Annotated in this window: 24 protein-coding genes; 17 read left to right on the top strand and 7 right to left on the bottom strand. The window is 73.8% G+C overall.

The window, feature by feature from the left end; all coding sequences use genetic code 11:
- The 4 genes from lysS to EV188_RS12375 are packed head-to-tail and all read left to right on the top strand — an operon-like array spanning position 1 to position 6,468.
- Positions 1-3,459 carry a lysine--tRNA ligase gene (lysS, locus tag EV188_RS12390; RefSeq protein WP_133826580.1) on the top strand — a complete coding sequence of 1,153 codons (3,459 nt, stop codon included), beginning with the start codon at positions 1-3 and terminating at the stop codon, positions 3,457-3,459.
- On the top strand, positions 3,456-3,959 hold the full coding sequence (locus EV188_RS12385; RefSeq protein WP_133826579.1) for a hypothetical protein: 504 nt from the start codon (positions 3,456-3,458) through the stop codon (positions 3,957-3,959). Before lysS ends, EV188_RS12385 begins: the two co-directional genes overlap by 4 nt.
- Positions 3,956-5,350, top strand: coding sequence for an APC family permease (locus EV188_RS12380; protein WP_133826578.1), 1,395 nt, complete (start codon positions 3,956-3,958; stop codon positions 5,348-5,350). Before EV188_RS12385 ends, EV188_RS12380 begins: the two co-directional genes overlap by 4 nt.
- Positions 5,347-6,468 carry an alpha/beta hydrolase gene (locus EV188_RS12375; protein WP_243741649.1) on the top strand — a complete coding sequence of 374 codons (1,122 nt, stop codon included), beginning with the start codon at positions 5,347-5,349 and terminating at the stop codon, positions 6,466-6,468. Before EV188_RS12380 ends, EV188_RS12375 begins: the two co-directional genes overlap by 4 nt.
- Position 6,469: 1 nt before the next feature.
- On the opposite strand, the gene EV188_RS12370 is transcribed toward EV188_RS12375, so the two are convergent.
- Complete coding sequence (locus tag EV188_RS12370) at positions 6,470-7,429, bottom strand: helix-turn-helix transcriptional regulator (RefSeq protein WP_133826577.1); 960 nt, start codon at positions 7,427-7,429, stop codon at positions 6,470-6,472.
- A 94-nt stretch (positions 7,430-7,523) separates the two neighbouring features.
- On the opposite strand from EV188_RS12370, the gene EV188_RS12365 reads away from it, so the two are divergent.
- Together EV188_RS12365 and EV188_RS12360 are read left to right on the top strand one after the other, a co-directional pair.
- Complete coding sequence (locus EV188_RS12365) at positions 7,524-8,954, top strand: amidase (RefSeq protein WP_133826576.1); 1,431 nt, start codon at positions 7,524-7,526, stop codon at positions 8,952-8,954.
- Between the two features lie 43 nt (positions 8,955-8,997).
- Complete coding sequence (locus EV188_RS12360; protein WP_133826575.1) at positions 8,998-9,546, top strand: hypothetical protein; 549 nt, start codon at positions 8,998-9,000, stop codon at positions 9,544-9,546.
- A 4-nt stretch (positions 9,547-9,550) separates the two neighbouring features.
- On the opposite strand, the gene EV188_RS12355 is transcribed toward EV188_RS12360, so the two are convergent.
- The gene (locus EV188_RS12355; RefSeq protein WP_133826574.1) at positions 9,551-9,991 is read right to left on the bottom strand and encodes an SRPBCC family protein; all 441 of its coding nucleotides are present in this window, start codon (positions 9,989-9,991) and stop codon (positions 9,551-9,553) included.
- A 55-nt stretch (positions 9,992-10,046) separates the two neighbouring features.
- Between EV188_RS12355 and glf the strand changes: the two genes are divergently transcribed.
- From glf to EV188_RS12340, 3 genes are all read left to right on the top strand, one after another.
- Positions 10,047-11,243: a UDP-galactopyranose mutase gene (gene glf / locus EV188_RS12350; RefSeq protein WP_133826573.1), complete on the top strand. Its 1,197-nt coding sequence runs from the start codon at positions 10,047-10,049 to the stop codon at positions 11,241-11,243.
- 86 nt (positions 11,244-11,329) lie between these two features.
- Positions 11,330-11,605, top strand: coding sequence for a hypothetical protein (locus EV188_RS12345; RefSeq protein WP_133826572.1), 276 nt, complete (start codon positions 11,330-11,332; stop codon positions 11,603-11,605).
- A gap of 85 nt (positions 11,606-11,690) precedes the next feature.
- The gene (locus tag EV188_RS12340; RefSeq protein WP_166659854.1) at positions 11,691-13,802 is read left to right on the top strand and encodes an HNH endonuclease signature motif containing protein; all 2,112 of its coding nucleotides are present in this window, start codon (positions 11,691-11,693) and stop codon (positions 13,800-13,802) included.
- A 27-nt stretch (positions 13,803-13,829) separates the two neighbouring features.
- Here the strand turns inward: EV188_RS12340 and EV188_RS12335 are convergent, their stop codons facing one another.
- On the bottom strand, positions 13,830-14,456 hold the full coding sequence (locus tag EV188_RS12335; protein WP_208114159.1) for a mycothiol-dependent nitroreductase Rv2466c family protein: 627 nt from the start codon (positions 14,454-14,456) through the stop codon (positions 13,830-13,832).
- Between the two features lie 98 nt (positions 14,457-14,554).
- Here EV188_RS12335 and EV188_RS12330 point away from each other — a divergent pair, with 98 nt between their 5' ends.
- The 3 genes from EV188_RS12330 to EV188_RS31550 all read left to right on the top strand — a co-directional run bounded on the left by EV188_RS12330 (position 14,555) and on the right by EV188_RS31550 (position 18,046).
- Positions 14,555-16,594: a glycosyltransferase gene (locus tag EV188_RS12330; protein ID WP_243741648.1), complete on the top strand. Its 2,040-nt coding sequence runs from the start codon at positions 14,555-14,557 to the stop codon at positions 16,592-16,594.
- Between the two features lie 106 nt (positions 16,595-16,700).
- Complete coding sequence (locus EV188_RS12325; RefSeq protein ID WP_133826569.1) at positions 16,701-17,300, top strand: DinB family protein; 600 nt, start codon at positions 16,701-16,703, stop codon at positions 17,298-17,300.
- 50 nt (positions 17,301-17,350) lie between these two features.
- Positions 17,351-18,046: a hypothetical protein gene (locus EV188_RS31550; RefSeq protein ID WP_166659853.1), complete on the top strand. Its 696-nt coding sequence runs from the start codon at positions 17,351-17,353 to the stop codon at positions 18,044-18,046.
- Between the two features lie 7 nt (positions 18,047-18,053).
- On the opposite strand, the gene EV188_RS12315 is transcribed toward EV188_RS31550, so the two are convergent.
- Entirely contained in the window at positions 18,054-19,385 is a 1,332-nt protein-coding gene (locus tag EV188_RS12315) for an MFS transporter (RefSeq protein ID WP_243741647.1), read from the bottom strand.
- Between the two features lie 452 nt (positions 19,386-19,837).
- Here EV188_RS12315 and EV188_RS12310 point away from each other — a divergent pair, with 452 nt between their 5' ends.
- The 3 genes from EV188_RS12310 (at position 19,838) to mscL (ending at position 21,078) form a co-directional block, all read left to right on the top strand.
- Complete coding sequence (locus EV188_RS12310) at positions 19,838-20,125, top strand: hypothetical protein (protein WP_133826567.1); 288 nt, start codon at positions 19,838-19,840, stop codon at positions 20,123-20,125.
- 96 nt (positions 20,126-20,221) lie between these two features.
- Positions 20,222-20,542, top strand: a complete 321-nt coding sequence (locus EV188_RS12305) for a hypothetical protein (protein ID WP_133826566.1) — start codon at positions 20,222-20,224, stop codon at positions 20,540-20,542.
- Positions 20,543-20,649: 107 nt separating this feature from the next.
- On the top strand, positions 20,650-21,078 hold the full coding sequence (gene mscL / locus EV188_RS12300; protein ID WP_133826565.1) for a large conductance mechanosensitive channel protein MscL: 429 nt from the start codon (positions 20,650-20,652) through the stop codon (positions 21,076-21,078).
- 259 nt (positions 21,079-21,337) lie between these two features.
- Here mscL and EV188_RS31545 read toward each other — a convergent pair whose 3' ends face one another.
- The gene (locus EV188_RS31545; RefSeq protein WP_166659852.1) at positions 21,338-21,892 is read right to left on the bottom strand and encodes a GNAT family N-acetyltransferase; all 555 of its coding nucleotides are present in this window, start codon (positions 21,890-21,892) and stop codon (positions 21,338-21,340) included.
- 348 nt (positions 21,893-22,240) lie between these two features.
- On the opposite strand from EV188_RS31545, the gene EV188_RS12290 reads away from it, so the two are divergent.
- Both EV188_RS12290 and EV188_RS12285 read left to right on the top strand, forming a co-directional pair.
- Positions 22,241-23,737 carry an acyltransferase family protein gene (locus EV188_RS12290; RefSeq protein WP_166659851.1) on the top strand — a complete coding sequence of 499 codons (1,497 nt, stop codon included), beginning with the start codon at positions 22,241-22,243 and terminating at the stop codon, positions 23,735-23,737.
- Between the two features lie 127 nt (positions 23,738-23,864).
- A complete protein-coding gene (locus EV188_RS12285) occupies positions 23,865-24,377 on the top strand; it encodes a RidA family protein (RefSeq protein WP_133826562.1) in 513 nt (170 codons plus the stop codon).
- Here EV188_RS12285 and dprE2 read toward each other — a convergent pair.
- Both dprE2 and dprE1 read right to left on the bottom strand, forming a co-directional pair.
- Positions 24,322-25,077: a decaprenylphospho-beta-D-erythro-pentofuranosid-2-ulose 2-reductase gene (gene dprE2, locus EV188_RS12280; RefSeq protein WP_133826561.1), complete on the bottom strand. Its 756-nt coding sequence runs from the start codon at positions 25,075-25,077 to the stop codon at positions 24,322-24,324. The two genes, EV188_RS12285 and dprE2, sit on opposite strands and share 56 nt — an antisense overlap.
- A gap of 8 nt (positions 25,078-25,085) precedes the next feature.
- Positions 25,086-26,456, bottom strand: a complete 1,371-nt coding sequence (gene dprE1 / locus EV188_RS12275) for a decaprenylphosphoryl-beta-D-ribose oxidase (RefSeq protein ID WP_133826560.1) — start codon at positions 26,454-26,456, stop codon at positions 25,086-25,088.
- Positions 26,457-26,464 lie beyond the last annotated feature (8 nt).

Below are 26,464 nucleotides of genomic sequence, written 5' to 3'. Positions count from 1 at the left end.
ATGGACGCCCCCACGGACACGCCGGTGCACCCCGAGCCACCGGACGACCCCGAGGGTCATGACGACCACGGCGTCCACCTCGGCCAGCAGGACTTCCGCGCGGCGAAGCTCGCGGCCCGCCGGGCGGCGGGGGAGACCGAGCCCTACCGGTGGCCGGTCGGCAGCGGGAAGAACACGGCCCTCGCCGACATCCGCACCGCCCACGCCGACCTGGCGCCGGACACCGTCACCGACGACGAGGTCTCGGTCGCCGGACGCCTCACGGGTCTGCGCCGCCAGGGCGGCCTGAGCTTCGGCACGCTGCGCGACCGCACCGGCGCGATCCAGCTCTTCGTCGACACCGCGGTCGTCGGGCACGAGGCCCACGTCGCGATCGACGACCTCGACCGCGGCGACTGGGTCGGCGTCCGCGGCCGGGTCATGACGACGAAGCGCGGCGAGCTCTCGCTCCGCGTCGAGGAGTGCGCCCTGCTGGCGAAGGCGCTGCGGCCCCCGGCCGGCGGGCACCACGGCCTCGCCGACGTCGAGACGCGCTACCGCCAGCGCTACGCCGACCTGCAGGTCAACGAGCGCACCCGTGAGATCTTCCGCGTCCGGCACGCCGCGGTGCGCGCGATCCGGAACCACCTCGCCGAGCAGGGCTTCACCGAGGTCGAGGGCCCGGTGCTGCAGAGCATCCAGGGCGGGGCGTCGGCGCGGCCGTTCGTCACCCACCACAACGCGCTCGACCTCGACATGTACCTGCGCATCGCGCTCGAGCTGCACCTCAAGCGACTGATCGTCGGGGGGATGGAGCGCGTCTTCGAGCTCGGGCGGGTGTTCCGCAACGAGGGCGTCGACACCCGGCACAACCCCGAGTTCACGATGCTCGAGGCCTACCAGGCCTTCGCGGACTACCACGACATGATGGACCTGACCGAGGGCATGGTCGTCGCCGCCGCGCACGCCGCCCTCGGCGACGACCTGACGGTCCGCTACCAGGGCCAGGAGATCGACGTCCGGCCGCCTTGGCCGCGCCGGCGCTTCGCCGACATGATCACCGAGAAGACCGGCGCGGTGATGCACCCCGAGATGCCGATCGACGAGGCCCGCCGGATCCTCGACGGCCTCGGGATCGCGTGGGAACAGGGCTGGGGCGCGGGCCGCCTCATGAAGGAGGTCTACGACGAGCGCGTCCAGCACGACGTCGTCGGCCCCGTCTTCTGCATCGACTACCCGCGCGAGGTCTCGCCGCTGGCGCGCGCGCACCGCGAGGACCCCGCCTACAGCGAGCGCTTCGAGCTGATCGTCGCCGGCTTCGAGCTCTGCAACGCCTACTCCGAGCAGAACGACCCCGTCGAGCAGATGGCCGCGTTCGAGTCCGAGGCGCAGGCCAAGCGGGACGGCGACCCCGAGGCCGGCGACATCGACCTCGACTACGTCCGCGCCCTCGAGTACGGCATGCCGCCCACCGGCGGGCTCGGCATCGGCATCGACCGGCTCGTGATGCTCCTGGCCAGCGTCGACTCGATCCGCGAGGTCATCCTCTTCCCGACCCTGCGCCCCGAGTTCGCGCCGCCGCCCGGCGGCGGGCCCGGCGGCGCCCACCGCCCGGTGCTGCCGCCGACACCGATGCCGGCCGCGGCGCTCGCACCCCCGGCCCCGGCGGCGCCGGTGGCCGTGGCGTCGGCGGCACCCGACGAGGGTCCCCCGAAGCGGCCGTGGGTGGTCACGCTGATCGCCGGGCTCACCGCGCTCGCCGGCCTGCTGCACCTGCTGGTGCACATGCCGATCGTCCACCAGCGCCTCGGCGACCGGGTCAGCCTCGACCTGGTCCCGCCGTGGTTCGCGGTCACCGGGCACGTGCTCTCGGCGGCCATCGGGCTGCTGCTGATCCTGCTCGCCGACCAGCTCGCGAAGCGCAAGCAGGCGGCCTGGCGGGTGGCCGTGGCGCTCTCGGCGCTGGCCGTGGTCGCGCACATCCTCAAGGGCCCGCACCAGGTGGGCCTCGCGATCAGCGTCGCGCTGCTGGTGCTGCTCGTCGTCGCGCGCCGGAACTTCCGCGCGCCGGCCGACCCGCCGTCGCTGCTGCGGCTGGTGCGGTTCGTGCCGCTGTACCTGGCCTGCGTGCTGGCGTTCGGCTTCGTCTCGCTCGGCCTGCAGAGCGGGCGGATGACGCCGTCGCTGACCGTCCTCGGCGGCCTCGAGACGATCCTCGGCGGGCTGGTCGGGATCGACGGCCCGTACACGTTCGACCGGCGGGTGTTCGCCGAGACCTTCCCCGCCGCGCTGCTCGCGCTCGGCGTCGTCGGGCTCGTCGTCTTCCTCGTGCTGCTCTTCCGCCCGCTCACGGCCCGCGACCCGCACACCCGCGACGACTGGAGCCGCGCCGAGACGCTGGTGCACACCTACGGCTGGGACACGCTCGCGGCGTTCGCGCTGCGCGACGACAAGAGCTTCTTCTTCGGCTCCGACGGCCGGGCGATGATCGCCTACACCTACCTCGGCGGCTACGCGCTCGCGGCGGGCGACCCGATCGGCGACGAGGCCTCGCTGCCCGCCGTCGTCGACGAGTTCCTCGCGATGTGCGCCCAGCGCGCCTGGACCCCGGCGTTCCTGGCCGCCCGCGAGGAGGACACCCGCGAGGGCGGGCTGCTCGCCTCGCGCGGCTTCCGGTCGTTCTACCTGGGCGACGAGGCGATCATCGACTGCCCCGCGTTCACGCTCGAGGGCCGCGAGCGCAAGAGCGTGCGCGCCGCGGTGCGCCGGGTCGAGCGCACCCACCGGTTCCAGCTGATCGCCGAGTCGGCCGCGTCGCCGAAGCTCGTGGAGGCGCTCAACGCGATCTCGGAGAAGTGGCGCGGCAAGAACCCCGAACGCGGCTTCACGATGTCGCTCTCGCAGGACATCACCGGCTCGGCCGCCAACAGCGACTTCCTGCTCTGCGTCGCCCTGGACGCCGACGGGGTGCCGGGCGGGTTCCTGCGCCTCGTGCCCGCGTACGGCGGACCCGCCACCGGCACGACGTTCGGCTACACGCTCGACCTCATGCGCCACGACCCCGGCGCGCCCAACGGCATGACCGAGTTCCTCATCGCGAAGAGCGCGCTGGCGCTGGCCGAGCGGGGCGTGACGCGCCTGTCGATGAACTTCGCGATGTGGGGGCGGCTGTTCGCGGAGGACGTGCCGTTCACCGCCACGCAGAAGCTCGCGCGCCGCGCGGTGGGCGTGCTCAACCCGTTCTTCCAGGTCCGCTCGCTGCACGACTTCAACGCGAAGTTCGGCCCGCAGTGGCTGCCCCGGGTGCTCGCCTACCGCAGCCCGGCCGACCTGCCGCGCGTCGGGCTGCTCTACGCGGGCGCGGAGGGCTTCCTAGCCGTGCCGGGCCTCGGGCCGATGTTCGTGCCGGCCGCGGTGGGCGGCGCGCCCTCCCCGTCGGGTGAGCCGTCGGGCGAGGCACCCACAGCGACCGCGGCATGAGCGTCATCGAGCGCCACCCCCGGCGCACGCGCGGCAACGGGTTCGGCGACGTCGTCCTCGTCGTGGTGCTCGTCGCGATGGCGCTGGCCGTGGTCGTGGTGGTCGTCGTCCTCGCCGACGCGAGCGGGAAGAAGACGCCGCAGGGCCCGCGCGGCGCGGGCGCGCTGGACGCGCTGCAGGCCGACATCACCGCGTCCGGCCTCGTCGTGTGCTCGCGCACCGACCTGCCCGACCCGCTGGCCACCGACGCCGTGGCCGCCCGCACCCTGGTCGTGGCGGTGCAGTGCCGGGACGGCGAGACGGCCACGGTGCAGGCCGACGCCTTCGCCGACGACGCCGACCGCGACGCGGCGGCGCGCAGCATCTCGGGGGTCGGGCGCCCGCGCGCGTCGTCGACGGTGCGCACGTACGGCGACCTCGTGGTGGTCGTGCAGGGCGGCGCGGAGGACGTGGTGGCCGACCGCATCGACGCGGTGCTGCTCGCGAAGGGCGCGGCGTGAAGCTCGGCGTCCTCGCCCTGGCGATGATCAACATCGCGGCGATCGTCAGCGTGCGCAACCTGCCGGTGATGGCCGAGTACGGCTGGTCGATGCTGGCGCTGTTCGCGCTCTCGATCGTCGTGTTCCTGGTGCCGATCGCCATGGTCGCCGCCGAGCTCGGCACCGGCTGGCCGCGCGACGGCGGGGTCTACGCGTGGGTCAAGGAGGCCTTCGGCGAGCGCGCGGGCTTCCTCGCGGTCTGGTGCGACTACGCCGAGAACGTCGCCTGGTTCCCCACGGTGCTCTCGTTCATGGCCGCGAGCCTCGCCTACGCGCTCGACCCCTCGCTCGCGACCGACAAGGTCTTCCTCGTCGTGGTCATGCTCGCGTTCTTCTGGGCCACGACGATCGTGAGCCTGCGCGGGGTCGGCACGTCGTCGTGGATCGGCTCGGTCGGCACGGTCGCCGGCTCGATCGTCCCGGCGATCGGCGTCGTCGTCCTCGCGGCCGCGTACCTGGCCCAGGGCAACCCGAGCGAGATCCCGTTCTCGGCCGGCGCCCTCGTGCCCGACGTCGAGCTGAACAACCTGGCCTTCCTCGGCGGGATCATCCTGCTGTTCACCGGCATGGAGATGGCGGGCTTCCACGCCCGCGAGACCCGCGACCCGGGGCGCACGGTGCCGCGCGCGATCGCCCTGTGTGTCGGGGTCGTCGTGGTGTTCTCGGTGCTCGGCTCGCTCTTCCTCGCGATGGTCGTGCCCGCGAGCGAGATCAGCCTGGTCTCCGGGACGATGGAGCTGTTCAGCCGCGTGCTCGACCGGCTCGGCGTCGGGTGGGCGGTCGCCCCGCTCGCGCTGGTCGTCGCGTTCGGCGGGGTCGCGCACCTCGCGCCGTGGATCCTCGGGCCGGCGAACGGCGTGGCCGCGGTCGCCGAGTCCGGGTCGGTGCCGGCGCGGGTCGGGCGGCGCAACGCCCGCGGCGTGCCGGTGACCCTGCTGCTGCTCCAGGGCGCGGCCGGCACGGTCTTCACGCTGCTGTTCCTGTTCGTGCCCAGCGTGAGCACGTCGTACTGGATGCTCTCCGCGGTCACCGCCCAGATCGTGATCATCATGTACGCGCTGATGTTCGCGGCGGTCGTGCGCCTGCGCCACACCCGCCCCGACGTGCCGCGGCCCTACCGGATCCCCGGCGGCCTGCCCGGCGTGTACGCGGTCGGCGGGATCGGGCTGCTCGGCTGCCTCGTCGCGTTCGTGCTCGGGTTCGTGCCGCCGGGCCAGCTCGCCACCGGCGACCCCGTCGTCTACGTGGGCCTGCTCGCCGTCGCGGTCGTGGTGCTCTCGGCGCCGCCGTTCGTGTTCGCGGCGCTGGCGCGGCGGCGGGCCCGCCGCGACGACGAGCTGGTGCCGGCGTGACCGTCGACAGCGTCGGCGAGATCGACATCACGACCGACTCGTTCCTGGGCGCCGGCGGCGTCATCGCCCTGCTGGTGGTCGTCGGGCTCGCGCTCGTCATGCGCAACCGGCTCGGCCGCATCACCCGGGTCGGGAAGGTCGCGCTCGCCTCGGTGATCACGATCCTGGTGCTGATCGGCTCCGGGGCGAGCGTCAACGCGCACTTCGACTACTTCCGCACCCTCGGCGACGTGCTCGGGCTGCCGCCGTCGGACGAGGTGGAGCTCGCGGCGCTGCTGGCGCGCACCGACCGTCCCGACCGCGGGGTGGTCACGACGATCGAGCTGCCCGGCAAGGAGTCGGGGTTCACCGGGCGGCCGGCGATGGTGTGGGTGCCGCCGGCGTGGTTCGCCCGCCCGCGCCCGACGCTGCCGGTGCTCATGCTGCTGCACGGCACCCCCGGCACGCCGCAGGACTGGCTCGACGGCGGTCAGGCCGGCGCGACCGCCGACGAGTACGCGGCCGCGCACGGCGGGACCGCGCCGATCCTCGTCATGCCCGACGTCAACGGCACGATCGACGGCGACACCGAGTGCGTCGACGGCCCCGACGGCCGGGTGGAGACCTACCTGACCGCCGACGTCCCGCGGTTCGTCCAGGACGTGTTCCACGCCGCGGCGCCCGGACGGACCTGGGCCGTCGCCGGCCTGTCCGAGGGCGGGTCGTGCTCGCTGATGCTCGCGCTGCGCCACCCCGACCTCTTCGGGACCTTCGGCGACTACGCCGGGCTCGCGGGGCCGCGCGCCGGGGACACGAACGCCGACACCGACTCCGCGGTGGCCCAGCTCTTCGGCGGCTCGCGGCAGGCGTTCCTCGCCCACGAGCCGGCCGCGCTGCTCGCCGGGCGCCGGTATCCCGGGCTCGGCGGCTGGTTCGAGGTGGGCGACGCCGACCCGGAGCCGTCCGCCGCCGCCGAGACGATCGTGCCCGCGGCCCGGCGGGCGGGGATCGCGACGTGCGAGGTCGTCGTCCCCGGCGCCGGGCACACGTTCGTGCTGTTCTCCCAGGCGTTCTCCGACTCCCTGCCCTGGATCGCCGGGCGCCTCGGCGCGGGGCCGGCGGTGCCCAGCTGCCCCTGAGCTACGCGAGCAGCCCCCACCGTGCGGCGCTGCGGGCGGCGGCCGCCCGGTTGCGGGCCTCCGTCTTGGCCAGCACGTGCTCGACGTGGGTCGCGACGGTGCGCGGGCTGATCCCGAGCCGCGCGCCGATCTCCGGGTTGCTCAGCCCGTGGCCCACCCCGTCGAGGACCTCCAGCTCCCGCACGGTCAGCCCGGCGGGCGGGTCCGCCTCGCGGTGCAGCACGAGCACCCCGCGGGCGGTGGCGTGCAGCTCGACGCCGACGACGTCCCCGGAGCCCGCGAGGAGCAGCAGGGGACCGGGCGGGGGCGCGCCGGCGAGCACCCGGTCGACGAGGTCGGCCAGCGGCGACGGCGGGTGCACGAGGTCGGGCCGCGCGCCGGCCGAGAGCACGTCGACGCGCCCCGCCCGCCCCACGAGGAGCCCGTGGGTGCCGTCGGCGCCGAGCGTCGCCGTGCGGGCCGTCGGCGTCGGGACGGGGTCGAGCGCGGCGGCGAGGTCGGGGGCGAGCAGCTCGAGCAGGGCGACCGTGTCGTCGTCGGGGTGTCGGGCGTCGAGCGTGCTGGCGTTGAGCATGCCGACGTAGCGGTCGTCGGCGGCGAAGAGGCAGAGCGTCACGCCGTCACGGAACCCCTGCGGGTCGATGATCCGCTCGAAGATCTCGCCGCGGCGCCGCCGCTGCTCGAGGTCGCGGACCCGCACCGCCTGCCGTCCCTCGCGGACCAGGGAGAACAGCCGGTCGGTGTGCATCCGGGTGTCGATGAGGACGTCGATCGCGGCGGGGTAGGACGACGCGAGCGTGCGGTGCCCACCCGTGGTCGGGTCCCACAGCGAGAGCGAGACGCAGTCGGCGGGCACGACCTCGCCGAGACCCGCGAGCACGGCTCGGGCGGCGCCCGGGGACCGGCTCCCGTGACGCCGGAGGAACGACCGCAGCTCGCGAGCAGCGGCGACCGCGGACATACCTCACGAAGCTACGCGGCGCGCAGGCCGCGTGACCAGCGGATCCGTCATCCGACCGATGTCCTCGGCGGCGGTCCGGCCCACGATCCGCACCATGACACCCGAGGAGTACGCCGAGCTGGACGCCACCGGCCTGGCCGCGCTGCTGAGCAAGGGCGAGGTCGGCGCCGACGAGGTGCGCGACGCCGCGATCGCCGCGCTGGACGCCGTGAACCCCCGCCTGAACGCGCTCGTCGGCGAGCGCTTCGACGCGCCGCTCGAGCACGCCGCGGACGGCCCGTTCGCCGGCGTCCCGTTCGCGATCAAGGACCTGATCGTCCACGCCGAGGGCGTGCCGCAGCGGGCGGGGACGCGCCTGCTCGGCGACGGCGTGCCGATGCCCGCCGACACCCACCTCATGACCCGCTTCCGCCGGGCCGGGCTCGCGACCCTCGCGCTCACCGCCACCCCGGAGCTCGGGTTCAACGCGACCACCGAGTCGGTGGCGACCGGCGCGGTGCACAACCCCTGGGACACCACCCGCAGCCCCGGCGGCTCGTCCGGTGGCTCGGCGGCGCTCGTCGCGGCGCGGGCGCTGCCGGCCGCGCACGCCAACGACGGCGGCGGCTCGATCCGCATCCCCGCGGCGGCCTGCGGGCTCGTCGGCCTCAAGCCCAGCCAGGGACGCACCTCGCCGGGCCCCGACTACGCGGACCCGCTGCTCGGCATGGGCGTCGAGTTCGCCGTGACCCGCACCGTGCGCGACACCGCGGGCCTGCTCGACGCCGTCCACGGGTACGAGCCGGGCGACCGCTACCTGCTCCCCGACCCGGTGCGGCCCTACGCCGACGAGGTCACCGCCGGAGGCCGCCCGCTGCGCGTGGCGCTGTGGACCACGCCGTTCTCCGGCGGCGGATCGGTCGACCCCCGCTGCACGCAGGCGACCGAGGCGGCCGCGCGCACGCTCGAGGGACTGGGCCACACCGTGGAGATCGCCGGCCCGGAGCTCGACGCGGCGGCCTTCGACGACGCCAACCTCGTCGCCTGGACGAGCTTCCTCGCCGACGGCGTCGACGTGCTCGCCGGCGCGCTCGGCGTCGAGCCGGGCCCCGACACCCTCGAGGCGGCGACGCTCGCCTGCGCCGAGTACGGCCGGGGCCTGCGGGCCGGCGACCTGTACGCCGCCGACCGCGTCTTCAACGCGACCCGCCGCGCCGTCGCCGCGTTCCACCAGCGCTACGACGTGATCCTCACGCCGACGATGAACGTGCCCAACACGCCGCTCGGGTACCTCGACCAGGACGACCCCTCGCGCGACGCCCGCGGCTGGTACGACCACATCTTCTCGACCGCGGGCTTCACGGCGCTGTCGAACATGACCGGCAACCCGGCGATCTCGCTGCCGCTCGGGCGCACCGAGGAGGGCTGGCCGATCGGGGTGCAGGTCGTCGGTCCGTACGGCGGGGAGTCGACGCTGATCGCGCTCGCCGCCGACCTCGAGCGGGCGCAGCCGTGGGCGGCGCACCGCCCGCCGCTCGCCACCTGATCGAGGGACCCGCGCGGGCGGACCGGGCTGGCACCGTGGCCGGATGGCGCCCGAGGAGTCCGTCGACGACCTGCCGCGGCTGCGCCCCCCGACACCGAGGGAACAGCGGATCACCGTGGCCGCCGCGGCCGGGCTGGCCCTGGTGGGCGTGGCGGGCGCGCTGTGGCTGCGGCCGTCCGGTCAGCTCGCGTGGGTGACCGTGCTCGCCGGCCTGCTCATGGCGGGCGGCGTGGTGTCGGCGCTGCTCACCCTGCGCACGCCGCGGATCGACCACTACGCGGGCCCGTCGCTCAACGGCCTGTCGCGCGAGGAGCGGCGCGACGTCCGGCAGGCGGTCCGGCGGGGCGAGTGGCCGTCCGACGAGCACCGGGGCAAGGCCCTGACCTGGATCACGGAGGCCCTGCGCCGGCCGCTGGCGTCGACCGCCTACCTGTTCCTCGCCGGCTGGCTGATGATCACGTCCGCCGATCCCGAGCTGTCCTGGTTCACGGCCGTCGTCGCGCTCGCGGCCGTCGTCGGGGCCGTCGCCTTCCACGTCCGGCGGCGCAGCCTGCTCCACGGTGCGGAGCGGCTGGTCGGGTCGACCGCCTGACCGGTCAGGTCACGGGGAGCTTCTCAAGCGCCGCCTGCAGGGTCTTCTGCGCCTCGTCGCCGAGGCTCCCGAGCGCCGGCACGAGCAGCGGGGTGGCGAGCTTCGCGACGCCGTGGAAGGTGAACGTCGCGGTGTAGGTCAGCGTCGTGCCGGGCCCGTCGGCGGTGAGGGCCAGGTCGTCCTCGCTGGTCACCGTCTTGTTGCGGCCGACGATGCGCAGGTGGCCGGGGTCGTCGCGCTCGAGGGTGTAGATCAGCGTGGTCTCGCGACCGCGGAACTCGGAGACGTTGCGCCACTGCTTGCCCACGCCGATCGGGGCGTCGTCGACGGGGGTGCACGAGATCGTGCCGGCGTCCCACTCCTCGGCGTGGGTGAAGTCGCGCAGGTAGGCCTGCACGGTGCCGACGGGGGCGGGCGAGTGCACGGTGCGCGTCACGGTGGGCATGGCGTGCGGATACCCCGACCCGCCGGCACCCACCGCCCCGGCTACCGTCGGTCGCATGGCTGTGGAACCGGACCTCGTCGTCGTCGGCTCGGGCTTCTTCGGCCTGACCGTGGCCGAGCGGGCCGCCACCGAGCTCGGCAAGCGTGTCCTGGTGGTCGAGCGCCGCTCCCACCTCGGCGGGAACGCCTACTCGGAGCCCGACCCGGAGACCGGGATCGAGGTCCACCGCTACGGAGCGCACCTGTTCCACACCTCGAACAAGCGCGTGTGGGACTACGTCAACCGCTTCACCGACTTCACCGGCTACCAGCACCGCGTCTTCACGATCTACCAGGGCCGCGTCTACCCGATGCCGGTCAACCTGGCGACGATCTGCGAGTACGCCGGCCGCGCGATGACGCCCGACGAGGCGCGCGCCTGGGTGGCCGAGCACGCCGCCGAGATCGACGTCGCGGACGCGGAGAACTTCGAGGAGAAGGGCGTCGCGCTGGTCGGCCGCCCGCTCTACGAGGCGTTCTTCGAGGGCTACACGGCCAAGCAGTGGCAGACCGACCCCAAGAACCTCCCGGCGTCGATCGTGTCGCGCCTGCCGGTGCGCTACACCTTCGACAACCGGTACTTCTCCGACACCTACGAGGGCCTGCCGGTCGACGGCTACACGGCCTGGCTCGAGCGGATGGCCGACCACCCGAACATCGAGGTCCTCCTCGACACCGACTGGTTCGACCTGCGCGACCGGCTGTCGGCCGACGTCCCGACGGTCTACACCGGCCCGCTCGACCGCTACTTCGACTACAGCGAGGGCGAGCTCGGCTGGCGCACGCTGGACTTCGAGCCCGAGGTCCTCACCACCACCGGCGACTACCAGGGCACGCCGGTGATGAACTACGCCGACCGGGGCGTCCCGTTCACGCGCATCCACGAGTTCCGGCACTTTCACCCGGAGCGCACGTCCTACCCCAAGGACAAGACGATCATCGTCCGCGAGTACTCGCGCTTCGCGCAGCACGGCGACGAGCCGTACTACCCGATCAACACCCCCGAGGACCGCGCCAAGCTCGAGCGCTACCGCGAGCTCGCCCGCAAGGAGGCGACCAACCGGCGCGTGCTCTTCGGCGGGCGTCTCGGGACGTACAAGTACCTGGACATGCACATGGCCATCGGGTCCGCGCTCACCCTGTTCGACAACCGCATCGCGCCGTGGTTCACCGAGGGTGCGTCGTTCGACGGTGCGGACCTCGCCGAGGCCTGAGGTCGTCACCCTTTCGGCCGCGTCGTCCGGTCCGATGATTCCGTAGCGTCACGGCCTTCACGTCGATCATCGACCGGAGGCCCGCCGTGTCCGCTCCCCTGTCCCCCGTCCGGCGGCGCTCCGCTGCCGGTGTCCTGGCGATGCTGTCGTGCGCGGCGGTGCTGACGTTGTCGGCGTGCGACACCAGTGGTGAGTCGGCCCCGTCCGGCGGCGGCTCGGGCGGACACGAGAGCGGCCACACGGAGCACAGCGGCACGCCGCACCCGTCGTCGACCCACCACACCGCCCCGACCTCGAGGCCCTCCGAGTACAACCCGGCCAACTGCCCGACCGGCCTGGTCTGCTCGACGCCGACGCCCTGATCGTTGCCGTTCCGTGACCTTCGTGGGGACCTGACCTGGCCTTTTCGGGGCGGCGTTGTCGGGGGTCGGGCCTAGCGTTCTCGGTGTGAGCATCGACCACGACCTGGGGTGCGGCCTGGCCGGGCTGGCGGGTCGTGAGCCGGATGCGGGTCTGGTGGCCGAGCTCGACGGGGTCGACCCGACTTTGTTGACCGGGGAGGACCTGGCGGCCTATGTGCGGGCCCGCTGGCGGGTGCACAACCGGGCCGAGGCCCAGCTGCTGGCCGGGCTGCGCGAGCTCGGCACCGCGCAGGACGGGCACACCGGGCGGCTGGCGAGCTCGGATGAGTTCTCCGGCGACGAGGTCGCCGCGGTGCTGGGCTGCTCGCGCACCGCGGCGTCGGCGCGCCTGGATCTGGCCGATGACCTGTGCGTGCGGCTGCCGGCGCTGGGTCGGGCGTTGTGGGACGGGCGCCTCGACGAGCCGAAGGTCCGCGCGATCGGCGAGCTGACCCGGGACCTGGCCGACGATCATGCCCGGCTGGCGGTGGCGGTGGTGCTGCCCGAAGCCCAGGGGCTGCCGGTGATGGCGTTGCGGGAGCGGGTCGCCGAGGTGGTGCTCGACATCGACCCGGAGTGGGCGGAGCGGCGTCGTCGGCGGGCGGAGTCGCGGGGCCGGGTGGATCTCACGATGAACCCCTCGGGGACCGCGACGTTGGCGGTGGTGGACGCCCCCGCGGCGGAGGGGATCGCGTCGATGTCGCGGATCGAGGCGCTGGCCGCGGTGGTGCGGGGGCTGGGGGTGCTGACCCCGATCACGTTGTTGCGTCGTCAGGTCGGTACCCGGCTGCTCGACGGCTCGACCGCGGGCATGACCGACACCGAGGTCGCCGAACTCCTCGCCGCCGAGTACCACGCCAACACCCCGCCCGACCCCGACGACCCCGACGGTGGTGACGACCCCGACGGTGGTGACGACCCCGACGACGACGGGCCTGACAGTGGGCCGGACGACGGCGGGCCGGACGACGGCGGGCTGGACGACCATGGTCCGGACGACAGCGGGCCGGACGACAGCGGGCCGGCCAACGGGTCGTGTACCGGCGAGGTCGAGCCGTCGGTGCCGGCGCCTCGGTCGCCGGGAGAGCAGGGCGGGCAGGGCGAGCAGGGAGAGCAGGGTGCACTCGACCTGCTGGGCCTGCCTGCGCTGCCCGACGTGTCGCTGCCGGCCGCCGAGCCCGAGGCCCGGGCCGGGCGCCTGCGCCTGGGCACCGTGGAGGTCCGGCTCCGGCTGTCGACCGCGCTCGGGCTCGACGAACACCCCGCGACCGTCCCCGGCTACGGCGCAGTCTCCGCGATCGTGGCCCGCCACCTGATCGCCGCCCGCCACCACGGCGAATGGCGCATCGTGCTCACCGACCCCGGCGGGCACCTCCACCACGTCCTGCTCGCCCGCCGCCGACCCGAACGACCACCCAGCCCCCGCGGCCGACATCGGGCGCGGGGGCGGGCACCGGGCGCGACCCGGACCGGCGCGATCGTCGAACTCCAGGTTCCGACGACACTGCTCGCCGCCCTCGACCCCACCGACCACCCCGCATGGGCACCGCTGCTGGCCGAGCTCCAACAACGCCTCACCGACCTGACCGCTTCGGGGATGCTCGGGCGCCCACCCGACGCCGACCACGGCCCCGACCTGTGGACCCGGCGCCGCGCCGGCGCCGAGACCGAACGCTGGATCCGCGCCCGCGACCGGGCCTGCGTCGCCCCCTGGTGCCGCAGCCGCGCGCACCGCGCCGAGATCGACCACACCCGCGAGCACGCCTCCGGCGGCCCGAGCCTGTCCTGGAACCTCGGCACCTGGTGCACCCACGACCACCGCGCCAAACACCTCGCCGGCTGGACCGTGCGCCAACCCCTGCCCGGCTGGTTCGTCATCCGCACCCGCGCCGGTGTCACCCACACCACCAGCCCACCGCAGATCCTCCGACCACTGCCCGGGCCCCGGCCCACCGCCGGGCCCCGGCCCCTGCCCCACGACGGCCGGCCCGACACCGGGCCCGACGCCGACCCCGGCGACGACGACCCCGACGAACCCGGCTGGCGTGACAAGTTCGCCGCCGCGTTCGCCGCCAAGTTCGGCACCCGCCGCACCGCGCTGGCCGTGACACCGGCACCGGCATCGTCTTTCGACCCCGACGACCCGACGCCCTTCTGAAGAGCCGTCGGCGGGCCACCCCGCGCACTAGCTGAAGTCGATCTCCCCGCTGCGCGTGCGCTTGAGCTCCGTGAACCCCGGTGTTCCCGCCAGCAGGATCGCGCCGTCGAAGGCGTCGAGCGCCGCCTGCCCGCGCGGCACCGCCTCGAGCACCGGACCGAAGAACGCGACGGGGCCGCGCGCGGTCGTGACGTGCAGCGTCGGGGTGCCGACGTCGAGGCCGACCGGGGCCATCCCCTCGTCGTGGCGGGCGCGGACGTCGTCGTCGAGGTCAGTGACGTCGGCAGCGGCGTAGAGGCCGGCCGCGTCGAGGTCGGCGTCGGCCAGCTCCTCGCAGACCTCGCGCAGCACCCGGTCGCGCCCGCGCAGGCCCTCGTCGTGGAACCGGGTTCCGAACGCCGCGACGAACGTCGCCCAGGCGTCGTCCCCGCGCGCCGCGACCAGCCGCGCCCCGACCCGCACGGGACGCCAGGCGCTGTCCTCGCCGCGCTCGGGGGCGACCGGGTCTTCCCCGTTGAGGACGGCGAGGCTCATCCGCCGCACGTCGAGGGCGAGCGGGCGCTGCCGGGCGACCTCGCGCAGCCAGCGCAGCGCGAGCCACGCGAAGGGGCAGACGGGGTCGACGTACACCGCTACGTGATCGGGCTCGTCCACGTCGGTCACGGTAGGTCGGGCCTCGTCGGGGTGGTCCGCGAGGCGACCCGCCGGGGGGCTCCCGGGCCGGCGAGCGCCTCGCGGTTACCGTCGTCCTCGTGACGAGCACGGTCGGCGGGACGGTGGAGATGACGGCACGACCCGCGGGCGTCCCCGGTGCGGCCGGGGCCTCGCTCCTCCAGCGCATCATCCTGCCCCGGCCCGCCGACCCGACCTCGGTGCGCGCGCTCTACCTCGACGAGGGCACCGCGACGTCGGTGGAGACCACCGCGCCGACGGCCCACCGCCCCGGCACGTTCGACGACTCCGCCGAGGAGTTCGTCATGCACGTCCGGCGCTCCGGCGGCCGGGTGGCCGAGGTCGTGTCGCGCACCGGCGTGCGGCTGCCCGAGCGCAGCGAGGTCTCGTTCGCCGCGTACTTCAACGCCTTCCCCGCCTCCTACTGGCGGCGCTGGTCGGTGCTCGACGCAGTCAGCCTGCGCCTGACGCTGCGCGGGCGGGGCCGCGTCGACGTGTACCGGTCGACCGCGAAGGGCGTGCCGGTGCACCTCGCGGGCGAGGTCGTCGACACCGACCCCGACGCGAGCACCGCGGCCGAGGTCGTCGTGCCCGTGTCGCTGACGCCGTTCGCCGACGGCGGCTGGGTCTGGTTCGACCTGACCAGCGACAACGAGGGCCTCGAGCTCGTCTCCGGCGGCTGGTATGCCGACCGGGAGGCGCCCGGCCGGGCCGCGATCACCGTCGGGATGCCGACGTTCAACCGCCCGTCCGACTGCGTGGCGACGCTGCGCGCGCTCGGCGAGGACCCGCTGGTCAGCGACACCCTGACCGCCGTGATCATCCCCGACCAGGGGTCGTCGAAGGTGCGCGACCAGCCCGGCTTCGCCGAGGCCGCCGCGGCCCTGGGCGACCGGCTGCGGATCATCGACCAGCCCAACCTCGGCGGCTCCGGCGGCTACGCGCGGATCATGTACGAGGCGCTCGAGAACACCGACTGCGAGCAGATCCTGTTCATGGACGACGACGTCGTCCTCGAGCCGGACTCGGTGCTGCGCGCCCTCGCGTTCTCCCGGTTCTCCCGCGAGGACATGCTGGTCGGCGGCCAGATGCTCTCGCTGCAGGCGCGCTCGCACCTGCACACGATGGGCGAGGTCGTCGACCGCGGGCAGTTCTTCTGGCAGATCGCCCCGCACACCGAGGACGACCACGACTTCGCCGTCGACTCGCTGCGCGAGACGCTGTGGATGCACCGGCGCACCGACGTCGACTACAACGCCTGGTGGATGTGCCTGATCCCGCGCACCGTCGCCGAGCGGATCGGGCTGCCGCTGCCGCTGTTCATCAAGTGGGACGACTGCGAGTACGGCCTGCGCGCCGGCAGCCACGGCATCCCGACCGCGACCGTGCCCGGCGTCGCGATCTGGCACATGTCGTTCGTCGAGAAGGACGACACGTCGGACTGGCAGGCGTACTTCCACGTCCGCAACCGCCTCGTCGTCGGCGCGCTGCACGGGCCGGACAACCCGCGGGCGATGCTCGCCGACTCGCTCAAGCGCACCCTGCGCCACCTGTTCCTGCTCGAGTACTCGACGATCGCCCTGCACCACATGGCGATGCGCGACTTCCTCTCCGGCCCGAAGGCGCTGTTCGGGGCCCTGCCGACCGCGCTCGGCGCCGTCCGGGCCACGCGCGCCGAGTTCCCCGACGGCACCGTGCACCGGGGCGCCGCCGACCTCCCGCGCCCGGCCCTCGGCGCCCGCGAGTCGCAGCTGTGGCCGAAGCCGCCGGTCGGCAAGGTCGCGCAGGTCGCGGCGCTGGCCCGGGGTCTCGTGCACCAGCTGCGCCCCGTCGACCCGGCCGCCCACGAGCGCCCGCAGCGTGACGTCCCCGCCGAGCACAGCCAGTGGTTCCTGCTCTCGATGCTCGACGGGGCGGCGGTGACCACCTCCGACGGCTCCGGCGTGACCTACCGCAAGCGGGACCGCGAGATGTTCTGGGCGATGCTGCGCGAGTCGGTGCGGCTGCACGCCGAGGTCGGCAAGGCCTGGCCGGCGCTGCGCCGCCGGTACCAGGACTCGATGGGCGAGCTCGTCAGCCGCCAGGCCTGGCGCGAGCAGGTCTTCGACCGCTTCCGCTGAGGATTTCTGCGCGATTCGTGCTGGTGAGGCAGGAAGCAGGACCGAACCTGTCCGCCTCCCTCCGTAGCTTTCAGGTCATCAGGGACGACGAGGAAGGCACACTCCGATGACCACGATCGCCGCGCAGGAGACCGCCATGACCGCCACCGACACCGACGAGCGCGCCGACCTCCTCGCCGAGCTGGCCCAGGCCCGGCACTGGCTCGTCTTCCCGACCCGCGACCTCACCGACGAGCAGGCCGGCTCGCGGCCGACGGCCTCGCAGCTCACCCTCGGCGGGCTGATCAAGCACGTCACCAAGGTCGAGGAGGGCTGGATGCGCTTCGCCGTCGAGGGCGACAACGGCGAGGAGGGCTTCGAGCTCCCCGAGGGCATGACGATCGACGACTTCGAGGGCTGGATCGCGAGCCTCGACGAGAAGCCGGAGTGGCTGGTCGAGCGCGAGAACGAGTTCAAGCTCCTGCCCGGCGAGACGCTCGCCGGGGTGGTCGCGAAGTACCACGAGACCGCGGCCCGCACCGAGGCGACGCTGGCGTCGCTGCCCGACCTCAACGCGCGCCACGAGCTGCCGAAGGCGCCGTGGCACGAGCCCGGCACGTCGTGGTCGGTGCGCCGCGTGCTGATCCACATCATCGCCGAGACCACCCAGCACGCCGGGCACGCCGACATGCTGCGCGAGCACATCGACGGCGCCACCTCCATGTGAGTGGTGGACCCGCTCTGCTCCGTCACGAGGCCGGTGCCAAGATGCCGGGCGTGACGGAGCAGGCGGGCGGGCAGCGCACCGAGGGCGGGACCGAGAGCGGCGAGTCGACGGAAACGTCGACCGCGAACGCCGGAGGCCAGGAGACGAGCGCGTCGACGGGGTCGACGGGCGCCGCCGAGCAGTCCTCGGGGCAGTCGTCGGAGCAGTCGTCGGAGCAGTCGTCGGGGAGCGACTCGGGCACGTCCTCGCCGACGGCGTCGTCCGAGTCGTCGTCCGGGTCGTCGTCCGAGGCCGCCACGTCCACCACCGCGACGGCGACCAAGACGCGCCCGTCGGACGACCCGCCGCCCGACGAGGCGCCGACGACGCAGCAGCGCACGCCGGACGTCTCGGCCGGGTCCGCGCCGCACGGCCGCGAGGAGCGTGCGCCGCTGAACGTCGGCGAGCTGGTCTGGAAGGTCGCGACGGTCCTGGCGTCGGTCATCCGGATCGTCGCCTACGTGATCGCCGTGGTGCTGGTGGCCTACGTCCTGCTCACGCTCGTCGGGGTGAACCCGCTGAACGCGATCGCGCAGGTCGTCGGCGGGGTCGCGAACTCCACGGTGCTGGCGTTCCGCGACCTGTTCCTCATCGCCGACCCGGTCTTCGCGATCGTCGTCAACTACGGCCTCGCGGCCGTGTTCTGGGTGCTCGTCGCGGAGTTCGGCTCGCGCCTCGTCCGCTGGCTGGGCGCCCGCTTCTCCTGACCGGGCCTCAGGTGCGGACCGCCGCCTGCCCGGCGGCCGCGCTGCCGGCCACGGCCCGCACCGGGATCAGCGTCGCGAGCCCGAGCAGCAGCACGAGCCCGATGCCGAGGATCCCCCAGCGCTGGGCCCCGAAGACGGCGATGAACAGCGCGAACATCGCCGGCGCGAGGAAGCTCACCGCACGTCCGGTGGTGGCGTAGAGGCCGAACAGCTCGCCCTCGCGCCCCGGCGGCACGATGCGCGCGAGGTAGCTGCGGGAGCAGGCCTGTGCGGGCCCGACGAACAGCGACAGGAACGTCCCGCCGATCCAGAACGCGGTGGGCCCGGAGGCGAACAGCATCACCGCCGCGGTGACGACCAGCGCCGCCAGGCACACGAGGATCACGAGCTTCGGGCCGACCCGGTCGTCGAGCCAGCCGCCGACGAGCGCCCCGAGCGCGGAGACGATGTTGGCGACGATCGCGAAGATGATGACGTCGCCGGGGCTGAGCCCGAACGTCCCGGCCGCGAGCACGCCGCCGAACGTGAACACGGCGGTCAGGCCGTCGCGGTAGATCGCGCTCGAGACGAGGAAGCCGAGCAGGTGGCGGTCGTCGCGGTAGAGGCGCGCGAGGCGGCGGAACAGCAGCTTGTACGACGCAAGCCACCCGACGGCGGCCTCGGTGTCGCCGGGCGGCGCGGGGAACGGGAACCGCATGCGCAGCACCGGGATCGTCGACACCGCGAACCACACGGCCGCGACGAGCACCACGACCCGCACGGCCGTGCCCTCGCCCTCGAACGGGATCACCGGTGAGTCCGCGAGGAAGAGGACGAAGCAGATCACCAGCAGGACGATCCCGCCGACGTAGCCGGCCGCCCAGCCGATCCCCGACACGCGCCCGGTTCGCCCGGGCGGCGCGAGGCGGTAGATCATCGCGTTGTACTCGACCTGGGCGAGCTCGTAGGCGAACGTGCCGACCCCGAGCAGCAGCAGGCCCCACCAGAGATAGGACGGCTGGGGCGCGATGAGCGCCATGAGCGCCGTGCAGGCGATGATCACCGCGGTCAGCCAGCCCAGCCGGCGCTGGCGGCCCGACTCGGCGCCCGCGGCGTCGCTGCGCTGCCCGTAGACCGGCGCGACCAGGGCGACGAGGACCCCGGACACGCTGATGGCCGTGGCCAGCGCCGACGAGCCGCTGGCCTCGTCGGCGGCGACCGAGCCCGTCAGGTACACGGTGAAGACGAACGTCGTGACGATGTGGTTGAACGCGGCGGAGCCCCAGTCCCACGCGGCCCAGGCCGCGAGCGGGCGCCCGATACGGGCCGTCGGCGCGGACGGCGCAGTCGAGGACGACACGCGCGAACCGTAGCGATACCGACCCCGCGACGCGCGCCCCCGGACAGGCGGGTGAGCGGTCCGTGCGTGTGACACCGAGGGCGCTGCGTGCCACCGAGCGCTGCCGGTGAACCGTTGAGCGTTCGCCCACATGGCCCTGTGGTGACCCGGTCAGTGACGCCGCGTGCGATTGCGCACCACTCTGTCGTGGACGACCGGACGGTCTGTTTCACCGGCTGTCCGCCAATCGATGGCGACCCTGACTAATGATCACCTTCTCAGGGTCCGCGTGGTGTTCCCGACCGGGTGACGCCAAGGCTGTCGAGGGGCATTTCCGGCGCCCGACCCGTGCGCACTCGATCGCTACTGTCCGCCGCGCGGCATTCCGGTGTCGCCGGTGAAGGCTCCCCGTCCGTCCCGGCTCGGGGAGGACCATGCGAAAGGACATCCCCGTGGGAATTCTCCGTAAGTCCGTGCTGGCTGCGACGCTCATCGGTGCGGGCCTCGCGAGCACGACCGGTTCGGCTCTCGCGCACGAGAACAACGCCGACCAGGACGGTTTCGCGAACGTCGACTCGATCCAGACCATCACGCCTGCCAACGCGTGCCAGAACGACGTCCCGGTGAACGCGCTGGGCGTCCAGGTGCCGGTCGAGGACGTCTCTGGTGCCATTCCGGCGCTGTCGGGCGACTCCGACGGTGCGGCCGCGCAGCCCGAGTCGCAGTCCTGCGGCTCGTCGGTCGACGGCGACGCCAACTGAGCCCAGGAGCGGCTGCTCCCCCCGTCGCCCGGACCGTCGGACCCCGAAATCCGGCCGGGCGATCGGCTCCCCGATCCCTCCTGAGGAGGACATGACATGAGCTTCCTGCGGCGCGCCGCGCTCGCCGGCGCCCTCGCCGGCACGGCGCTGGCGTCCACCTCGGGCTCGGCGTTCGCCGCCGAGGCCGGCTCCGACGGCGACCAGCACGGCCTGGTCAACGTCGGTGACGTGCAGACGATCACCCCGGTGAACGCCTGCAACAACGACGTCCCGGTCAACGCCGCCGGGGTCCAGGTCCCGGTCGAGGACGTGTCGGGCGTCCTCGACCTCGGCCTGCTCGGCGGCGGCGACAACGACGGCCCGGCGGCACAGCCGGAGTCGCTGTCGTGCGACAGCGGGACCGACGCGGCCGCCTGACGGTCGGCGTCGGCGTCCGGGCCCCGGCCCTCCCCGAGGGGACCGGGGCCCGGGCGTGTCCCTATCCTCGGCGCGGATCATCGGTTCGCGAGTGCAGGGAAGTGGACGTGCTCAAGGGATTCAAGGACTTCCTGCTGCGCGGGAACGTCGTCGACCTCGCGGTCGCCGTCGTCATCGGCGCGGCGTTCACCGCGGTCGTGACGGCGTTCACGAGTGCATTCCTCAAGCCGCTGATCCAGCTGTTCTCCGGCGGCGGCGAGTTCGCCGGTTCGTTCGTCGTGAACGGCGTCGTCTTCGACTACGCGAGTTTCATCAATGCGCTGATCACGTTCGTCATCACGGCAGCCGTCATCTATTTCCTCGTCGTGCTACCGTTGAAGTACGTCGAGGAGCGGCGCCGCCGCGGTGAGGAAGAGGGTCCGGCCGACCCGACCGACATCGAGCTCCTCACCGAGATCCGCGACCTCCTGCGCGAGCAGTCCGGCCGCTCCGGCGACGCGGGTCCCGACGGACGCATCCCGCAGCAGGATCGCTGACGCCGCCGCACCCCCGGTGCGAGCGATGCGGCATCGCCGGCGTCTGACGCCAGGCTCGCCACATCCTCGCTCGCGCGACACGCCGCGAGCCGTCGACCCGAGCCGGTCGAGGCACGGGGTGTCTCAGCGTGGCGGCCACGCTGACGTTGAACGTCAGTTTCTCCACCAGCTCGATCCCGGTGCCGCCTCGACGGACCGACGAAGATCGTGGCGCCTTTCCTGACGTTGAACGTCAGCACGGCCGCTAGGCTGGAACACCTCAGGGGGTCAAGGCGCTCGGGTCGATCTCGAAGTGCACGGTGGACCAGGGGTCCGGGCGTGCGTCGTGGACCAGCGTCGCGCCGGGGAAGCTCGTCCAGAACGCGAGCGCGCCGGGCACCGCGGCGTTGGTGTGCAGGCAGACCGGGTCGTAGCCGTCGGCGAGCGCCCAGCGCGCCGCCTCGACCGCGAGCATCCGGCCGACACCGAGGCGCCGGTGCTCCGGGTCGACCCAGACCCGGCAGATCTGGCCGACGCGCCGCCCCGCGTAGCGATCCGTGAGCCACGACGGCACGAACTGCGGCTTCGGCCCGCCCGCGCGCACGGACGCGGTGCCGGCGAGCGCCGGGCCGTCGGGGCCCTCGACGAGGCACACGAGCAGCCGCGTGCCCGGCGCGCCGAGGTAGGTCCCGGCGAGGTCGTCGACGTCGGCGTGCAGCCGCGGGTCGTAACCCCCGAGCTCGCGCTCGAGCATCGCGCGCATGTGCCGCGACACGCCCGGGAGGTCCTCGCGCTGCGCGGCACGGACGACGGGCGGCGCGAGGGCGATGGTCATGAGCCGCACTGTTGCACAAGTCTGGCAACGGACAAAGACCCGGTGTCGCGAGACTGTCCGACCGGGCAGGTCCTGGCACGACGACGGCACCTCGGCGGCTCCCCGAGACCGCCGAGGAGGCCCTCCTGTCGCAGACCCTCGACCCGGTGTCACCGCCACTCGCCGGTGATTGCTCCGATCGTGGATCGATGACGCAGAGCGACCGTCGGCGTGGTCACCGCCCCCGGATCGAACGGCACCACACCCCAATCCACCGATCGGAGTATTCATACACGGCCACTCGGCGCCGTTGACCGGATCGAGGGTTGGCATCCGCCAATCTGGTCGGCGACGTCGGGGGAGGCGCGGGTGCGGACGGTGGTGGGGCAGGACCACGGCGGGCCGGACGGCCGCGGCGACCGCATCGGGACGAGCCTGCCGGGCATCCGGCCGATTCCCGTCCCGCGCGGTGCCGCTGCGCCTCTCCCGACGCCCGCACCGTCCGGCTCGAGCGCCCGGACCGCCGAGCAGGCGATCCGGACCGTCGAGCAGGCCGCGCCGGGCACGGGCCCCCGTCCGGTCGCCCGTCCCGTCACGGTCGAGATCCCGGCCCTCACCGGCCTGCGGGCCGTCGCGGCGGTGTGGGTCCTCCTGCACCACGTCAGCTACCTGCCGGTGACCGGCTACGCCGAGTGGTTCGCGCCGGTGGCGCCGCTCGTGGCCGCCGGCCCCCTCGGCGTCGACCTGTTCTTCGCCCTCTCCGGTTTCCTCCTGGCGCGGTCCTACCTGGACCGCTGGCAGGGGGCGCCGGGCCCGCGCCAGGCGTTGGGGTTCGTCTGGGCGCGACTGGCCCGGGTGTGGCCGCTCTACGCGGTCGTGGTGGTCCTGGCCGGGCTGTGGTGCGCCGCGCGCGCCGTCCTGGGGAGCGACGGTGTGATCACGTGGCAGGGCACCCAGCCTGGCCTGGACCCCCTGAGCTGGCTGCGGCAGCTGACGATGACGCAGATGTGGGACTCGGGCGGCATCGACGGCGTCTCGTTCGTCCTGCCGGCGTGGTCGATCAGCGCCGAGTGGGCCGCCTACCTCGCCTTCCCGCTGCTCGCCGGCGGCGCCTGGCTGCTGCGCGGCACGCCGCGGGCGGTGCTCGCCGTCCTGGCGGTCCTCGCGGCCACGCCGACCGCCGCCTTCGCCGTGCACGGCGCGATGGAGGGCGCCTGGTCCGGGTTCTGGGCGGTGCGCCTCCTCGCGGGCTTCACCGCCGGGGTGCTGACGTGGCTGGTCGTGCGCCGCGTGCCGCGGACCCGCACGGTCTCGCGCTGGGCGCACCGGGTGCTGCTGCTCGCCGTCGCCGAGGTGCTCGTGGTCATCTACTGGGCCGCCACGGCCCCGCCGACCGCCGCCTTCACCGCCGACGCGCGCATCTACCTCGCCGCGCCCCTGCTGCCGGTGGTGCTCGGCGCGCTGGCGCTCACCGACGGCCCGGTCGCCCGGGTGCTCGGGACGCCGCGCCTGCGCCACGGCGGGCGCATCTCCTACGCGCTCTACCTCGTGCACTTCCCGCTGATCGAGATGGCGCTCGTCGCCATGACCCGCATCCCCGCGCTCGCGCCGGACACGGCGGCGGCCGCGCTGCTCGTGCCGCACCTCGTCGTGGCGTCGCTGGTGCTCGCGCACCTGGCCTACCGCTACGTCGAGGAGCCCGGGCAGGCGTGGATGCGGGACAAGGACCCGTCGCGGCGCCGGGGCAGCGCGCGCCGCGACGCCGCTGATGTCCGTCGTCCGGAGGTCACCCCGCCCTCCGGCCGTCGGGCGGTCGGGCGGCGTGGGGGTAGCCACGCCGCCCGGCCGGCAGCGGTCGCGGCCTGAGCGCCGACCCCGAGGTACGACGGACGCCCTCGCTGCCCCCGACGCAGCGAGGGCGTCCTTCGCTCACCCTTGACCGCCCGCCACGCCCGACGGTCTCCTCGTCGTGGGTACCGCGGGGGAGGGCGACATGGGACCAGCCGAGCAACGCCTCACCGAGGCCGGGATCGTCGTGCCGACACCGTTCCGCCCCGTGGGCCGCTACGTGCCGGCCCGCCGGTGGGGCGACCTCGTGTACGTCTCCGGGCAGGGGCCCGTCGAGCCGGACGGCAGCGGCCTCGTGACCGGGAAGGTGGGCACGGACGTCGATCTCGAGGAGGCCCGGCGTGCGGCGCGGCTGACGGGGCTGCAGCTCCTCGGCGTCCTGCGCGAGGAGCTCGGGACGCTGGACGACGTCGCGGCCGTGCTCAAGGTCTTCGGGATGGTCAGCACCGCGCCCGGCTTCACCGACCCGCCCGCCGTGATCGACGGGTGCTCCGAGCTCCTGCTCGAGGTCTTCGGCCCCGAGGTCGGCGCGCACGCCCGCAGCGCGATCGGCGTCGCGGAGCTGCCGCGCGGCATCGCCGTCGAGATCGAGCTGGTGTGCGCTACAGCGGCAGGCGCCGGAAGATCGGACGCGGCACGTGGCGCAGCGCCGACATGACGAACCGCAGCGGCGCCGGCGCCCAGGCCTGCTCGCGGCCGTTCTTCACCGACGAGACGATGACGTCGGCGACGGCCTCGGGGGTCGTCGAGAGCGGGGCGGCGTCGAGGCCCTCGGTCATCTTCGTGTGCACGAAGCCGGGGCGGACGACGGTGACGCCGATGCCCTCGCCGCGCAGCGCCTCGGTCAGGCCCGTGTAGAACGCGTCGAGCCCGGCCTTGGTGGAGCCGTAGACGAAGTTGGAGCGGCGGGCCCGCTCGGCGGCGACGGACGACAGCGCGACGAGGTGCCCGTGGCCCTGACGGCGGAACTCGGCGGACAGCGCGACGCCCACCGACACGGCGGCGACGTAGTTGACCTCGGCGAGCTCGACGGCGGCGTCGATGTCCTGCCAGGCCTTCTCCTGGTCGCCGAGCACGCCGAACGCGACCAGGGCGATGTCGATGTCCCCGCCCGCGAACGCCTTGCGGACGGCCTCGGTGTGCACGGCGGCGTCGCGGGCGTCGAACTCGACGGTCTCGATCGTCGCGCCGGCCCGGGTGAGGCGGGCGGCGGCGTCGGCGAGCCGCGGCGACTGCCGCCCGGCGAGGACGACCCGCACCGGCCCGCCCGCGAGGTAGCGCTCCGCGGTCGCCAGGCCGATCTCCGAGGTCCCGCCGAGCAGGAGCAGGGACGAGGGGTGGCCGACGGCGTCGATCATGGTTCTCCTCAGGGAGTGAGGCGGAGGCGGCGCGACATGTCCGACGCGAACACCCCGTCGGGGTCGGCGGCGTCGCGGACCTTGCGCCACTCGTCCAGCCGCGGGTACATGGCGGCGAAGGTGTCGTGGTCGGTGCGCGAGTCCTTGGCGGTGTAGAGGCGCCCGCCCATGGCCAGGACCCGCTCGTCGAGGGACCGGCAGAACTCCCCGAGCCCGTCGACGATCGGGAAGTCGACGCAGATGTTCCAGCCCGGCATCGGGAAGGACAGCGGCGCGCGATTGCCCTCGCCGAACTTCTTGAAGACGTTGAGGAACGAGACGTGGCCGGACTCGGCGATGTCGCGCACGATCGCGCGGAACTCGGCCTCGGCGTCGAGCGGGACGATGAACTGGTACTGCAGGAACCCCTTCGAGCCGTAGGCCCGGTTCCAGTCCCCGAACAGGTCCAGCGGGTGGTAGAAGGCGGTCAGGTTCTGGATCTGCCCGCGCTTGTTCTTGGTCTTGCGGTAGTACAGCTCGCCGATCGCCGAGAAGGTCAGCTTGTTGGCCAGCCCGTTCGGGAAGACGTCGGGCAGGGTCGCGAGCGTCGGTGCGTCGAACTTCAGCGGGTCGGCGCGCAGCTTGGCGGGCAGCTCGTCGAGACGGGCCAGCGAGCCGCGGCCGAGCGCCGCACGTCCCAGCTTCGGGCCGGTGGAGATCGAGTCGAACCAGGCCGACGAGTAGTCGTACGCCTCGTCGGAGCCGTCGGAGAACCGCTCGATGGTCTCGTCGAGGTCCGCGGTGCGCTCGGTGTCGGCGACGAAGTACGCCGTCTCGGTGGGCGTCATCCGGATGGTCGCGCGCAGGATGACCCCGGTCAGCCCGATGCCGCCGACCGTCGCCCAGAACAGCTCGGACTCCGGCCCCTCGGGCTCGACCCGGCGGACCTCGCCCGACGCGAGCAGCAGGTCCATCGACACCACGTGGTCGCCGAAGCTGCCGTTCGAGTGGTGGTTCTTGCCGTGGATGTCGTTGGCGATCGCGCCGCCGATGGTGACCTGGCGCGTGCCCGGGAGCACCGGTACCCAGAGGCCGAACGGCAGCGCCACGCGCATGAGGCGGTCGAGCGAGACGCCGGCGTCGAGGTCGACGAGGCCGGTCGCGGCGTCCACCGCGTGGATGCGGTCGCGCGCGGTCATGTCGAGCACGAGGCCGCCGGCGTTCTGGGCGGTGTCGCCGTAGGAGCGCCCGAGCCCGCGGGCGATGACGCCGCGCTCGCCCGCCCCGGCGATCGCCTCGGCGAGCCGGTCGGTGGAGACGACCTCGTCGCCGGTGAGCACGGTGGCCCGCGACGGGGCGGTGCGGGCCCACCCGGCGAGCGTCTTCTGGCTGCGCGACATCCCGGGCG

Source organism: Actinomycetospora succinea (assembly GCF_004363095.1).
GTDB lineage: Bacteria > Actinomycetota > Actinomycetes > Mycobacteriales > Pseudonocardiaceae > Actinomycetospora > Actinomycetospora succinea.
This window is presented reverse-complemented; position numbering and strand designations above follow the sequence as displayed.

What these genes read in the sequence shown, in the direction of transcription:
- lysS (WP_133826580.1), top strand. Translation starts at nt 1, where the DNA reads ATGGACGCCCCCACGGACACGCCGGTGCACCCCGAGCCACCGGACGAC.
- EV188_RS12385 (WP_133826579.1), top strand. Translation starts at nt 3,456, where the DNA reads ATGAGCGTCATCGAGCGCCACCCCCGGCGCACGCGCGGCAACGGGTTC.
- EV188_RS12370 (WP_133826577.1), bottom strand. Translation starts at nt 7,429, where the DNA reads ATGTCCGCGGTCGCCGCTGCTCGCGAGCTGCGGTCGTTCCTCCGGCGT.
- EV188_RS12365 (WP_133826576.1), top strand. Translation starts at nt 7,524, where the DNA reads ATGACACCCGAGGAGTACGCCGAGCTGGACGCCACCGGCCTGGCCGCG.
- EV188_RS12360 (WP_133826575.1), top strand. Translation starts at nt 8,998, where the DNA reads ATGGCGCCCGAGGAGTCCGTCGACGACCTGCCGCGGCTGCGCCCCCCG.
- EV188_RS12355 (WP_133826574.1), bottom strand. Translation starts at nt 9,991, where the DNA reads ATGCCCACCGTGACGCGCACCGTGCACTCGCCCGCCCCCGTCGGCACC.
- glf (WP_133826573.1), top strand. Translation starts at nt 10,047, where the DNA reads ATGGCTGTGGAACCGGACCTCGTCGTCGTCGGCTCGGGCTTCTTCGGC.
- EV188_RS12325 (WP_133826569.1), top strand. Translation starts at nt 16,701, where the DNA reads ATGACCACGATCGCCGCGCAGGAGACCGCCATGACCGCCACCGACACC.
- EV188_RS12305 (WP_133826566.1), top strand. Translation starts at nt 20,222, where the DNA reads ATGAGCTTCCTGCGGCGCGCCGCGCTCGCCGGCGCCCTCGCCGGCACG.
- EV188_RS31545 (WP_166659852.1), bottom strand. Translation starts at nt 21,892, where the DNA reads ATGACCATCGCCCTCGCGCCGCCCGTCGTCCGTGCCGCGCAGCGCGAG.
- EV188_RS12285 (WP_133826562.1), top strand. Translation starts at nt 23,865, where the DNA reads ATGGGACCAGCCGAGCAACGCCTCACCGAGGCCGGGATCGTCGTGCCG.
- dprE2 (WP_133826561.1), bottom strand. Translation starts at nt 25,077, where the DNA reads ATGATCGACGCCGTCGGCCACCCCTCGTCCCTGCTCCTGCTCGGCGGG.
- dprE1 (WP_133826560.1), bottom strand. Translation starts at nt 26,456, where the DNA reads ATGTCGCGCAGCCAGAAGACGCTCGCCGGGTGGGCCCGCACCGCCCCG.